This window comes from Vibrio sp. 10N.222.52.C12 (assembly GCF_041474215.1).
Taxonomy (GTDB): Bacteria; Pseudomonadota; Gammaproteobacteria; order Enterobacterales; family Vibrionaceae; genus Vibrio; species Vibrio crassostreae_C.
Map to the genome: position 1 here is coordinate 38203 of NZ_JBFRTR010000108.1, position 11478 is coordinate 49680.

Sequence of the window (11478 nt, forward strand, 5' to 3'; positions counted from 1 at the left end):
GGCATAAAAAAGCACATCATACGATGTGCTTTTTCAGTTCAATCAAGGCGTAGACTGCAATCTTAACCTTTGTAATTTCTTACTCGCGCCGCTTCTGCTTCACGTTTATCGACAACCGTCTTACCGATTGGCGCCAGCGAGATAACCGCGAGCTTAAGGTGTTGAATCGCGAACGGAATACCGATGATGGTAATGAAACACGCCACAGCTGACATGATGTGACCGATTGCTAGCCAGATACCCGCAAATAAGAACCAAATCACGTTACCAATCACGCCTAGCGGGCTCGTACCGATGTCCATTTCATTGGTTAGCTCGTCACGCGAAATCGCTTCCTGACCAAATGGGAAGAATGAGAAGTTACCCATAACAAAACACGCTCTACCCCATGGAATACCAACGATGGTAAGGAATGCGAGCAGTCCGAAGAACCACCAAGCTAGTCCCATAAATACGCCACCGAACAGAAACCAAATGATGTTTCCTATTGTTTTCATTCTGTATTCTCCAAATCTTGTAATACTGTTTATTTCATATGCCGAGTATGGCAATACTTGTTCTAATAGGTTCATTATTGTTGAACCTTTATGAACCGTTTATGAATCACTTACACTTTATGTGATTGATACACGCCACGAAACGCCAAATCCGCATAGGGCTCATCGATTTTATTTGATACCATGCTCTTAGATTTTTAGTACCACAAAGCTAAACAGCTACAATAGCTACAACAACTAATTGAAGGCCGAATTTATGAACAACACTGAGCAACCTAAAAAGAAAATGAAAAACTGGGTGCCAATCGTCTTCTTCGGGCTTCTCAGCACAGTCCCAGTGTTCATGTTCTTAGTCGACGTGTACATCAACCAGTATATGTAACAGAGCCGGACATCCTAGCTATATAAATGGATATAAGAACCCTTTCCTGTATCCATTTCAGTTCCAATTAGACCAGTTCTTCTTCAGTCAGCTCTTCTGTAATCAACTCAGCTCTTCGTTAATCAAATCAGCTCTTCGCTAATAAAATCTAGAATGTCTATCAGCTCATGATCAGGCAAATTTAGTAAGTTATCCCCTACATACCATTCAATCTTACATTGGTTTGGCAACTCACTGATCGCTGGGTTTCCTATCCAAATCTTGTGTTTCTTCGCTATGTTATCTCTCACAATAATGCCGTCTTCATAGCTCACAGGTAAATATAGGTGAAGCATGTTGACCTGCGGTTGCTGCGGATTAACAGTGAACTGAGGATAGTCTAATAAGATTTGGTAGATCTGTTTTGTTCGCTCAAACAGTGATGGCATCAACTCTAATCGCTCATCAAACTGCATTGCTGCTGAAACCACATAAGGCGTTCGGTGATAAACATTGCCACCTTGGCGCTTCATCCACGCAGATGCTTTCGCTACAAAGGCTTTATCGCCCAACAATAACGAACCACCAAGGCCATTGAGACCTTTGTACAGCGAAACATAAGCACTATCGAAGCCCTGAGCAATCTCGCTGTATGACTTTTGGTAATAGGCGCCGCATTCCCACAAACGCGCACCATCCATATGAAGGTGAATTGATTGTTCTTTGCAGTACTGTTTAATCGCCTCAAGCTCTTCCCATTCGGGTAACTGCCCACCAATTTCTCGCATCGGCAGTTCATATAATGCGGCTGCGATTTCATCAGGCCATGCCTTTAAGTCATCGACATTCCAAGTGCGGAATACGTTACCGACAGGAAGAACACTAAAACGATTTTGAAGCTGATACCCTTGGCGTTCATGGCGCATAATATGACTCGATTCATGCATCGCCACTACTGGGTTTCTTCTCTCTTGGCACGCAATTTCTAGTGCAGTCGGTTGATTCATGGTGCCCGTAATAACAAACACAGCCGCTTCATAACCGAGCAGATCTGCCACTTTCTTTTCAAAACTCTCAATAAACTCGCCATCACCGTAGCTATCGTGAGTAACATTATTTGTTTCACACCAGTGAGCCATCTGAGCGAATGTTTGTGCCGGAGTTGGTTCTAAGTGACCAGAAAGCAAAAAATCACATTGTTGACGCAGATCTGTACTCATACTCTTTCCTTTATTCGTTATCATTGTATGAAAAGTTGTCGAATGGTTTCGTTCTAACGTTAAGGTGACATAAAGTAAAAATGTTAGCTTTTATTATTAACGAATATTTAGTTTTACAAGCTCATATCCTTTCGAAGTATTGAATTGTATAAACAATACAGTGCCTTAAAACAAGGTAAACTATACGAAATGAGATAATGAAAAAACAATCACTATTAGCTAATTCGTTGTTCTTCAAGCATTCTTCTATTATTGTATATCTATAATCCCAATAGGTATTATTCGTTTATATACAAAGAGGGCTATATGTCGAAAAATCGAGTCTTGCTGCTATTCGCTCACCCTTCTCAACATCGTTCTGAAGCAAACAAACCCTTATTTGAACAAGCCAAACGCGTTGACGGTGTTACCTGTGTCGATCTCTATGCCGAGTATCCGACATTTAAAATCAACATCGACCGTGAACAGAAACGCCTGTTAGACCATGACATCATCATTTTTCAGTTCCCTTTGTATTGGTACTCAACACCGGCAATTCTTAAAGAGTGGCAAGACCTTGTTCTTGAATACGGCTTTGCCTACGGCGCCGAAGGCAATGAACTACAGGGTAAGAAATTGTTATGTAGCATTACTGCAGGAGGTAAAAAAGATGCCTACCAAAGTGATGGTTACAACCATTTCACGATTCGAGAACTGCTTCACCCAATCGAACAAACCGCTTCTCTGTGCGGGATGAACTATCTCGCGCCCTTTGCGTTATTTGGCTCGCGTACCGCTTTGGAAGAAAACCGTATTCAACAACATGTCGATAGCTACAGAACGCTTTTACAGGCCTTGGTTGCAGGTGATATCAACATCAAAAGAGCCAACAAGGCAGAAAAGTTGAACCATATTGTGGAAGAATTGATGGCAGAGGTTAAATAATGACGGGATACTTTCTACAAGCATTTATCTATTTAATTGCAGCCGTGATTGCGGTCCCTATTGCCAAAAGACTTGGACTTGGATCAGTTCTCGGCTACTTAATCGCTGGCGTTGTGATTGGTCCCATCATTGGATTGGTTGGCGAAGAGACAACAACCATCCAGCACTTTGCCGAGTTCGGTGTAGTGATGATGCTGTTCTTAGTCGGGCTTGAACTTGAACCTAAGATGCTATGGGCGATGAGAAACCGATTGATGGGGCTTGGTGGCCTTCAAGTTGGTGGTACGACCGCTATCGTGATGGGAATTGCACAGTTCTTTGGTCAACCTTGGACGATTGCTTTAACTATCGGTTTGATCTTTGCGCTTTCATCGACAGCCATTGTTCTACAAACGTTCAATGAGAAAGGCCTGTCTAAAACGGAAGGCGGTAAAAACGCTTTCTCGGTACTTTTGTTCCAAGATATTGCCGTTATCCCAATGCTGGCGTTCATCCCTTTGTTGGCTCTTCCTGAATTGGTTGCTTTGGCAGAAAGTGCCGCCCAAACCGCTGCACACCATGATGAACTCAGTTTAGTTGCAGGTTTGCCAAGTTGGGCATACGGACTTGTTATTACGGCTTCAATTGCGATTGTGGTCGTCGGTGGACATTATCTAAGTCGGCCACTGTTTCGTTTTGTTGCGAGCTCTGGCTTACGCGAGATCTTCACTGCAACTGCACTGATGTTGGTGATTGGTATTGCCGCGCTAATGAGCCTTGTTGGTTTGTCGCCTGCCCTAGGTACTTTCTTAGCAGGTGTGGTACTTGCCAACAGTGAGTTCAGGCACGAACTGGAATCTAACATCGACCCGTTTAAAGGGTTATTGCTTGGATTGTTCTTTATCACGGTAGGCGCAGGTATCAACTTTGGCGTTCTATTTAACGATTTCGCACTCATCATTGGCTTAACTCTTGGCGTGATGGCGCTGAAAGCCTTGGTGTTGTTTACACTGGCTTTAATCTTCAGAATCAAAAACAGCGACCGCTGGCTATTTACATTGAGCTTGGCTCAAGCGGGGGAATTTGGTTTTGTACTACTCAGCTTCTCAGCACAGAACCATGTATTACCTGCGGATATTGTTCAAACACTATCACTGGTTGTTGCCCTCTCTATGTTCTTAACTCCTGGTCTGTTCATTCTGTTTGATAAAGTCATTCTGCCCCGTTACGAGCAAAAATCGAACGATCGAGAAGAAGACAAAATAGAAGAGAAAGGTACCGTTATCATTGCAGGCATCGGCCGATTTGGTCAGATCGTAAACCGCTTGTTGGTATCAAATGACGTCAATACCGTAGTATTGGATCATCAAGCAAACCAAGTGGACTTATTACGCTCCATCAATATTAAATCTTACTTTGGTGATGCTACTCGTCACGACTTGTTGCATACCGCGGGTATCGAAGAAGCCGCGATGCTAGTAGTGGCAATCGACAACCAAGACTCAAGCGTTGAATTAGTGAAATACGTTAAACACACCTACCCTAAAGTGAAAGTCTTAGCGCGTGCATTCGACCGAGGTCATAGTTATCGCCTAAGAGAAGCGGGGGCAGACTTTGTTGAATCAGAGACCTACCATTCTGCTCTTGAAATGGGCGCTGAAGCCTTGCGTTCTTTGGGTCATCACCCATTCTTCGTCGAGCAGCAAAAATCGACTTATCAACGCGTTGAGAGCCGTAAGTCTGAAAAGCTTTACCAAGCTTGGTCTGAAGCGGAAGAGAACCCACGCTACGACAACAACTACCGACAAATCTTCATTCACCTTGAAGAAGCAATGAAAGAAGATATGAAAAAAGACCGTTCAGACAAACACTCTCGTTCTGAACGTGGTTGGACACCTCCACCGAAAGGCTATGCAGATGGCTTTGAGGAAGAAGAGTCTTAAGCAGAATCTAGACTACAGCTCTAGATAACCATGCTATTCAACCATCAAAAGCGGCTATTTGAGCCGCTTTTTCTTTCATTTAACCCCGACAAAACCTCAAATGAGCACAAGTATCAGGTGCTGAAACTCTTAATCCGAAAGATTTGTGTGATCTAGCTAAAATTTTTAATTTCTGACCACATGGCAAAAGTGGATTCGATTTTTACATTATTGAAACATTCCCACCCCGCATAAACCACACCAAAAACATGGCTATATATGCACTCATTCCTACCATTCAAGCACCCACCCAATTCTTAGCGACCACTCTCTAAGGCTTGAATTACATTGCATATATCGAAATACGCCGCAAAACCCCTAACAGATTCATTCATCAATCAAATAAATAACGCACGACATTCACAAATTCAAACCATCAAAATTAACATAAACATTTCAAAATATGTCTATCGTTACAATTTGTAACGAATGGCGGTTGTCGGTATAGTCCTGCAATTCAAAAAAGTGAGACCTTTGCGCTCACCTTAAAGGAGATATAATAATGATTACTAATGATGCTGTAATAATGGGCATGTTAGCTGTTATTCTTGGCGGTGTTTTTATCACGGAAAGTAGCCAAAATAGCGCACTGAAAAAATTCTACTCGTTCGTTCCGGGTCTATTGCTTTGTTACTTTGTTCCCTCTTTATTAAACAGCTTCGGCATAATCGATGCTTCGAATTCTAAACTGTACTTTGTTGCAAGCCGTTACTTACTTCCGAGTGCACTCGTTCTACTGATCATCTCTGCAGATCTGCGCAAGATCTTTGGACTAGGTTCAAAAGCCGTCATCATGTTCCTAACCGGTACTGTCGGTATTATCATTGGCGGCCCATTGGCTATCTTGATCATCGACCAAATAAATCCTGGCCTTGTATCGGGTGATGTATGGCGTGGTCTAACAACGGTGGCAGGTTCTTGGATTGGCGGTGGTGCAAACCAAGCTGCAATGAAAGAAGTATTTGAAGTTGACGATCAGTTGTTCTCTGCGATGATTACTGTGGACGTAATCTGTGCCAATATTTGGATGGCAATATTGCTTATCATGGCAGGTCGTCAGAAGAAGATTGATGCATGGTTAAAAGCCGATACTTCATCTATCGAAGACCTAAAAGAAACCGTATCTAAGTACCAAGAAGAAAACGCGCGTCCGACGACGACAACGGATCTAATGAAGATCACTGCGATTGCGTTTGGCCTTACGGGCTTAGCACACTTCTTTAGCGACATTATCGCACCATGGATCTCAACTAATGCTCCTGAACTGGCGCAATACAGCCTGACTTCTGGATTCTTCTGGTTAATCGTAATGGTGACTACGTTTGCACTCATTGCTTCATGCTTCAAATCAACACGCAGCCTTGAGCACAGTGGCGCATCTAAAGTGGGCTCTGCATTCATCTACATCCTAGTTGCCACTATTGGTATGCAGATGGATATCACAGCTATCTTGGATAACCCAGGCTACTTCTTCATCGGTATCACTTGGTTAACCATCCACGCGATTATCATGATTGTGATGGCAAAGCTAATCCGTGCACCACTGTTCTTCATGGCAGTAGGTAGCCAAGCTAACGTCGGCGGTGCTGCATCGGCTCCTATCGTAGCGGCAGCGTTCCACCCAGCATTAGCTCCAGTAGGTATTCTAATGGCTGTACTTGGTTACGCACTCGGTACATACGGCGCTTACATCTGTGGCCTAATCATGCAGGCTGCTGCATTGGGTTAACAACTCATTGCTGTAAAAAATGGGCAACTGAACCTTGATCATATCGCCCATTTTCTTGAGTTCCGAGATGTAAAAAAGGCGACAGTAAAAACTGTCGCCTTTCTAATATCTTGTTACTCAGCTAAAGCTTATTCCCAATCAAGAATTACTTTACCTGACATACCAGAGCGCATCATGTCGAAGCCTTTCTGGAAGTCGTCCACTTTGTAGTGGTGAGTAATGATTGGTGTTAGATCTAGGCCTGATTGGATTAGTGAAGCCATTGTATACAACGATAAGAAAAGTTAATTTAAAACAGACACTTACCACAAAATAAAATTACTAATGGCGACAAACTGGCGACAAATTTTTCTCTCCAAGATAAAAATAAGGTCAACAATAAGCCTATTTCTCGTCTTACTTCCAATCCAGCTTCTTTGACCAAGCAAAAGAAATATATAATTAAAATAACTTTACGCTGCCCTCCGTCCCGTGTTTTTTTGACTTTCCACTCACCTTCGTAGTAAACCTTAAGGCCAGTAGCATCAATGGCTTGGTCCTGACTTGCTCCTCTCGTTTTAGTACTAAATGAGACCTCAACTTACTTTGCTCCACGACTGAGGCAGGTCTAATGCGGACAACTTAACGGAAAGTTGGCTAGCCTAAATATTGAATAGATAAATCATTGTAAAGCCCCCAGTGGCATAGAGAAGACTCGCTTCACCATGAGCGGCAGTGTTAAACGCTAAATAACTAAACCGACGTGGTCTACCACGCCGGTTTTGCATGCTTTGGACCACCCGCTTATGGATTCCTCATCAATCCAAAGAGTCAGAGAACCACGTTTAATGAGTGCTCGGGTTGTATTGCTTCCATTTGGTTGTTTTGTAACGAGGCTTAGATATGAGGCTACGAGGAAAAGTGAGTGTTGCTGAACAGAGTGTAGGTTGTAGATTTAGTTCCCTCGAATTACGCAACAAAGCCGCTTGCATCATCAAAGTTATACATACCCTCCACAACACCCAGCGGTGTAACTTCTTGTGGAATGTCTGGAGGATGTGGATAAGAGTCCATATATGGATTATCCACATCCTCCTTTTTCCTTTTCATTCTCGGCTACCATCTCAGTTGCTTCGTCAACACCGAGCGCTGGATCTCAGCATTGTTTGACTCATCGTCAGAGTCCACATCTGATTGTTCTTATTCACGATCCTCAATTGCTTTTTCATCTTCCTTTTTAGCTAAATTGATAGTTCTTCCTTCAAACCCGCTGACACTACAACTTCAGAATCACCAAGATAGGTAGACACCTCACCAGTAGCTTTATATTGCAAACGCAGGATTGGGGAAGTTATTAGGGGATCCGGCAGCGCCTAATACGTTTGTTATCAGTATTACATTTCGCTATTATTTGGCTGATTCAAGCCCACATCACATGACCACACTAATTTTTGTGACATATCTTTTGTAGAATAATTCATTGTCACCTTGCCTGTCTTTTTATCAAATTTCGTCAGTCCGACATAATCCTTAATATAAAGACTATTTTTTGTATTTGATATATTTACGCCGTCATTTGAACCATAACGCAACATAACCCAGCCACCAATTTCTATGGAATAATACATATCATCTTGGATTCGAAGCCAACCATCTCTCACATCCCCTTTTCCCAAATCACTTAGCAATGGGTTAATTGACGTCAACTCGCAGAACAAGCGTCGTTTCTCATCGTAATTCGCGCTATCCGCTGCATTTAAACTAAATGCCAATGGCAAAAGAAATAGAACTTTTTTCACTTATTTACCCTTAATACTTATAAAGAATGACATGGCTTCCCACTTCCGAGGCTCTGCCATAATTATGTGGTAACTAATTGCATCGAGGCACCATGTCTGATTATTCTTATTTCTTCGATATCGACATAGCCAAAAACCACTTTAGCCACCATGCCGTAGACAAAAATGGTAAGGTCATACTTCATAAGTAGTAACCCGCTCTAAACTACTGACTACAATAACAAATATGCCACTCATGCGTACAGGCGGTGAAGCGTGTTGCGGTGCACATTATTGGGGCTTTGTTAATGTAGCATCGTGAATTATTGTAGAGAACAAGGAGCCTCGTTATATTGATACCGACTAAATACATAATTACGGCCATTCCAACGCATGACAGGAAAACAAAAACCCGGGCCGCCTATCTCAATATCCGGCCAACCGTGAGGTTCCTGAGTAATTATAAAATTCGGTATTCCAACTCCACTGGTGATTAGCTTCCAACTACTATTGTTCCATTTACTGACGAGAGTATAGTGATAGCCAGTATTTCCATAACAATATGTATTACTTTCTGTGATAATCACCTCAGGCTGATCATCACCATTCAAATCTCGTACAACAGTTATTTCACCCAATGAGGTGAAGCGAAATTCCTGACAATTACTACGCCAAGATTTGCCATCGAAGCTATAGCCTGCGGCTTTAAACGCAGAAACTTCGTCTGCATATGTAAGTTGAACGGAAAACGCATTTATACTCCAGAACAGCAAAGGAGTATATAAGAAGTAAGCATATTTGTTTTCAAATGGCATTGTTGTTTTTTTTCATAGTGTTGAAAATTTTTGTGAACCCTCTCGCTGAATATTTCCATGAGTTGAAGGTGATAAAATTCTTTCTCTTCAATTCATTTATTAGATATTTTCTTCCTAAATTTGTTAATGGATATGTCAATGACGTATATTAATTCGCACAAAAACTTTCCATTTTCACTACCTTTCCATTTATATCAAATGGTTTCATATTTTCCTTCTTACCCGCTTTGTCTCGACAGTCAACTGCTGGTGTTAATAGTTGCGCAATATGAATTTATCCATTTTCTTCTATATGGGTAACTAACATGAATGAATAATCTAATTAATCTAATTAATCTAATTCATCTAATTCATCTAATTCAGCGTTGGCTTTTTGTTCAAAATCTTCAACCATAGTTAATCCATTGTCTGCTTTAATGTATGCCCAGTCTTCAGTAACATTTAACTTCCATTCATAATCATTGGCTGGAAAGCCATTCGCTAAGATCTGAGTCGAAATAACGAGTGCAAGTGCAAATGTTTTTTTCATTTCCCTGTGTTTCGATTGTCAGTTTTGTCTTTATTTTCAAGATTATATACAACAGGACTAGCGAGCGTGACTGCAAAATCGTGGTATAGGATAGTTAGAAACTATCAAAATATAACAATGAATTTAATCTATGGTCTAATTTCATTGTAAATGTAAGAAGTCACGCTGTCTTTGAAAGTTGACCAACTAAAACAGCATGACTGGGGGTTCTTTGTTTAGGAATGAATACTAATTCCTGAATACAGCTCGCTCATCGTTAAAGAATCAAAAAACAACGTAAAAAACCACGTTCTTTCCCTATGAATAATATTTAATTTTCGAAAACACACCTAAATACGAACACTCTTCAGAAACTCCACAGAAAAAATTAAATCATACACCAACCAAACCATTCAAATCGGACTAAAACAATGGGCATTTAGGACTTAACATCTTATTTATTAGAATCTTAAATAATAACAAATAGAATAAAACACATCGGATTTGTTATTTATAAATATCAAATTACTATCTCGCCGCTCAATAATTTCTAACCAAAAAATAAACAATAAAAAGGTATTAACATGTCTATAACTTTTCAAGGTAACCCCGTTTCAATCTCAGGTCTATTTCCTAAACCTAATCAAGTAGCACCAAGTTTTACTCTCTGCGACAAAGAATTAAATAGCCTAACCTTAGAAAGCCTAAAAGGGAAAAATGTCTTATTAAATATTTTCCCTAGCATTGACACCCCAGTTTGTGCTGCAAGCGTTCGTACATTTAACGAGAAAGCCGCTAATTTAAACAATACAATCGTATTATGTGTTTCTGCCGACTTACCATTTGCTATGAACCGTTTTTGCGGTGCTGAAGGCATTGATAATGTAACAACCGCTTCTTTCTTCAGAGAGTCATCATTCACTGAAAACTACGGTGTAAACTTAAATGAAGGTGCGCTTGAAGGGTTAGCTGCTAGAGCTATTATCGTTATTGGTCAGGATGGTATGGTCACACATAGTGAATTGGTTTCTGAAATTACTACTGAACCAAACTATGAATCAGCACTAGCGGCTTTATCATAATCATGCGTAAACTACTTATTGTTGCTGCTACCCTATATTCAATAAACGCCTTCGCAAAGTTTGAAACTACTGAAGACGATGCTGAGTTTGGAGCGGCTCAAGTCGTCACACTTGATAAAACCACAAAGTTTGACCTGATTGGTACACCATTAGAAGTAGGTGATTTAATGCCTTCGGCTAAGATGCTGACTTCAGATTTAGGAAGCTATGATACCAGTGCGAAAAGTAAATCGATCAAAGTCTATAGCATATTAACATCTGTTGACACGCCGGTTTGTGTTCAACAAGCTATAGAACTTTCTCAATACATAGAAAACAACAGTCACAAACTTCAAGGTATTGAATTTTATGCAGTGAGTGCCGATACTCCTTTCGCTCAACAACGGTTCATTAAAGAGTACTCTCTTGACGGGGCGACATATCTTTCTGACTCTTCAGAACATAAGTTTGGCCTAAATACAGGGACTCAAATTAAGCAGTTAGGTTTGCTTAGTCGAAGTATCATTGTAGTGGGTATAAATAACCAAATTATTTATACCCAAAGAGTACCTGAACTTACAACTATCCCTAGTTTAGAGCGAGCCGTAAAAATAGCGTTAAAAAACCGCTAGATACCAATAAGAT

Annotated in this window: 12 protein-coding genes and 3 pseudogenes; 7 read left to right on the forward strand and 8 right to left on the reverse strand. The window is 41.0% G+C overall.

The annotated features are described in order from the left end of the window. Positions 1–62: 62 nt before the first annotated feature. On the reverse strand, positions 63–497 hold the full coding sequence (locus tag AB4623_RS18910) for a YccF domain-containing protein (RefSeq protein ID WP_004730224.1): 435 nt from the start codon (positions 495–497) through the stop codon (positions 63–65). A gap of 256 nt (positions 498–753) precedes the next feature. Between AB4623_RS18910 and AB4623_RS18915 the strand changes: the two genes are divergently transcribed. Beyond that, entirely contained in the window at positions 754–879 is a 126-nt protein-coding gene (locus AB4623_RS18915; protein ID WP_017060906.1) for a hypothetical protein, read from the forward strand. A 122-nt stretch (positions 880–1001) separates the two neighbouring features. Here AB4623_RS18915 and AB4623_RS18920 read toward each other — a convergent pair whose 3' ends face one another. Continuing rightward, positions 1002–2078: a low specificity L-threonine aldolase gene (locus AB4623_RS18920; RefSeq protein WP_372147163.1), complete on the reverse strand. Its 1077-nt coding sequence runs from the start codon at positions 2076–2078 to the stop codon at positions 1002–1004. Between the two features lie 306 nt (positions 2079–2384). On the opposite strand from AB4623_RS18920, the gene AB4623_RS18925 reads away from it, so the two are divergent. The 3 genes from AB4623_RS18925 to AB4623_RS18935 all read left to right on the forward strand — a co-directional run bounded on the left by AB4623_RS18925 (position 2385) and on the right by AB4623_RS18935 (position 6692). Further along, entirely contained in the window at positions 2385–3002 is a 618-nt protein-coding gene (locus tag AB4623_RS18925) for an NAD(P)H-dependent oxidoreductase (RefSeq protein WP_372147165.1), read from the forward strand. Then, the gene (locus tag AB4623_RS18930; protein ID WP_017067137.1) at positions 3002–4924 is read left to right on the forward strand and encodes a monovalent cation:proton antiporter-2 (CPA2) family protein; all 1923 of its coding nucleotides are present in this window, start codon (positions 3002–3004) and stop codon (positions 4922–4924) included. Before AB4623_RS18925 ends, AB4623_RS18930 begins: the two co-directional genes overlap by 1 nt. 541 nt (positions 4925–5465) lie before the next feature. Next, positions 5466–6692, forward strand: a complete 1227-nt coding sequence (locus AB4623_RS18935) for a DUF819 domain-containing protein (RefSeq protein WP_017064792.1) — start codon at positions 5466–5468, stop codon at positions 6690–6692. A gap of 128 nt (positions 6693–6820) precedes the next feature. Here AB4623_RS18935 and tdh read toward each other — a convergent pair. From tdh to AB4623_RS18955, 4 genes and pseudogenes are all read right to left on the reverse strand, one after another. Continuing rightward, a pseudogene (gene tdh / locus AB4623_RS18940) lies at positions 6821–6964 on the reverse strand (L-threonine 3-dehydrogenase); the annotation flags it as partial. Positions 6965–7140: 176 nt separating this feature from the next. Further along, positions 7141–7576 (reverse strand): annotated as a pseudogene (locus tag AB4623_RS18945) (transposase); the annotation flags it as partial. Between the two features lie 64 nt (positions 7577–7640). Further along, positions 7641–7781, reverse strand: coding sequence for a hypothetical protein (locus tag AB4623_RS18950; RefSeq protein WP_157936388.1), 141 nt, complete (start codon positions 7779–7781; stop codon positions 7641–7643). A 284-nt stretch (positions 7782–8065) separates the two neighbouring features. Continuing rightward, on the reverse strand, positions 8066–8470 hold the full coding sequence (locus tag AB4623_RS18955; protein ID WP_102257267.1) for a hypothetical protein: 405 nt from the start codon (positions 8468–8470) through the stop codon (positions 8066–8068). 92 nt (positions 8471–8562) lie between these two features. On the opposite strand from AB4623_RS18955, the pseudogene AB4623_RS18960 reads away from it, so the two are divergent. Further along, positions 8563–8747, forward strand: a pseudogene (locus tag AB4623_RS18960) (IS110 family transposase); the annotation flags it as partial. Positions 8748–8772: 25 nt separating this feature from the next. On the opposite strand, the gene AB4623_RS18965 reads toward AB4623_RS18960, so the two are convergent. Together AB4623_RS18965 and AB4623_RS18970 are read right to left on the reverse strand one after the other, a co-directional pair. Then, positions 8773–9264 carry a hypothetical protein gene (locus tag AB4623_RS18965; RefSeq protein WP_017082548.1) on the reverse strand — a complete coding sequence of 164 codons (492 nt, stop codon included), beginning with the start codon at positions 9262–9264 and terminating at the stop codon, positions 8773–8775. A 331-nt stretch (positions 9265–9595) separates the two neighbouring features. Continuing rightward, entirely contained in the window at positions 9596–9793 is a 198-nt protein-coding gene (locus AB4623_RS18970) for a hypothetical protein (protein WP_102561088.1), read from the reverse strand. A 563-nt stretch (positions 9794–10356) separates the two neighbouring features. Between AB4623_RS18970 and tpx the strand changes: the two genes are divergently transcribed. Together tpx and AB4623_RS18980 are read left to right on the forward strand one after the other, a co-directional pair. Continuing rightward, positions 10357–10854, forward strand: a complete 498-nt coding sequence (gene tpx, locus AB4623_RS18975; RefSeq protein ID WP_017082551.1) for a thiol peroxidase — start codon at positions 10357–10359, stop codon at positions 10852–10854. A 2-nt stretch (positions 10855–10856) separates the two neighbouring features. Further along, on the forward strand, positions 10857–11465 hold the full coding sequence (locus AB4623_RS18980) for a redoxin family protein (RefSeq protein ID WP_017082552.1): 609 nt from the start codon (positions 10857–10859) through the stop codon (positions 11463–11465). The last annotated feature ends 13 nt before the right edge of the window (positions 11466–11478 follow it).

Excerpts from the sequence above, each read along its gene's own strand:
- AB4623_RS18910 (WP_004730224.1), bottom strand. The coding sequence starts at position 497 with ATGAAAACAATAGGAAACATCATTTGGTTTCTGTTCGGTGGCGTATTT.
- AB4623_RS18915 (WP_017060906.1), top strand. The coding sequence starts at position 754 with ATGAACAACACTGAGCAACCTAAAAAGAAAATGAAAAACTGGGTGCCA.
- AB4623_RS18920 (WP_372147163.1), bottom strand. The coding sequence starts at position 2,078 with ATGAGTACAGATCTGCGTCAACAATGTGATTTTTTGCTTTCTGGTCAC.
- AB4623_RS18925 (WP_372147165.1), top strand. The coding sequence starts at position 2,385 with ATGTCGAAAAATCGAGTCTTGCTGCTATTCGCTCACCCTTCTCAACAT.
- AB4623_RS18930 (WP_017067137.1), top strand. The coding sequence starts at position 3,002 with ATGACGGGATACTTTCTACAAGCATTTATCTATTTAATTGCAGCCGTG.
- AB4623_RS18935 (WP_017064792.1), top strand. The coding sequence starts at position 5,466 with ATGATTACTAATGATGCTGTAATAATGGGCATGTTAGCTGTTATTCTT.
- AB4623_RS18950 (WP_157936388.1), bottom strand. The coding sequence starts at position 7,781 with ATGAAAAGGAAAAAGGAGGATGTGGATAATCCATATATGGACTCTTAT.
- AB4623_RS18965 (WP_017082548.1), bottom strand. The coding sequence starts at position 9,264 with ATGCCATTTGAAAACAAATATGCTTACTTCTTATATACTCCTTTGCTG.
- AB4623_RS18970 (WP_102561088.1), bottom strand. The coding sequence starts at position 9,793 with ATGAAAAAAACATTTGCACTTGCACTCGTTATTTCGACTCAGATCTTA.
- tpx (WP_017082551.1), top strand. The coding sequence starts at position 10,357 with ATGTCTATAACTTTTCAAGGTAACCCCGTTTCAATCTCAGGTCTATTT.
- AB4623_RS18980 (WP_017082552.1), top strand. The coding sequence starts at position 10,857 with ATGCGTAAACTACTTATTGTTGCTGCTACCCTATATTCAATAAACGCC.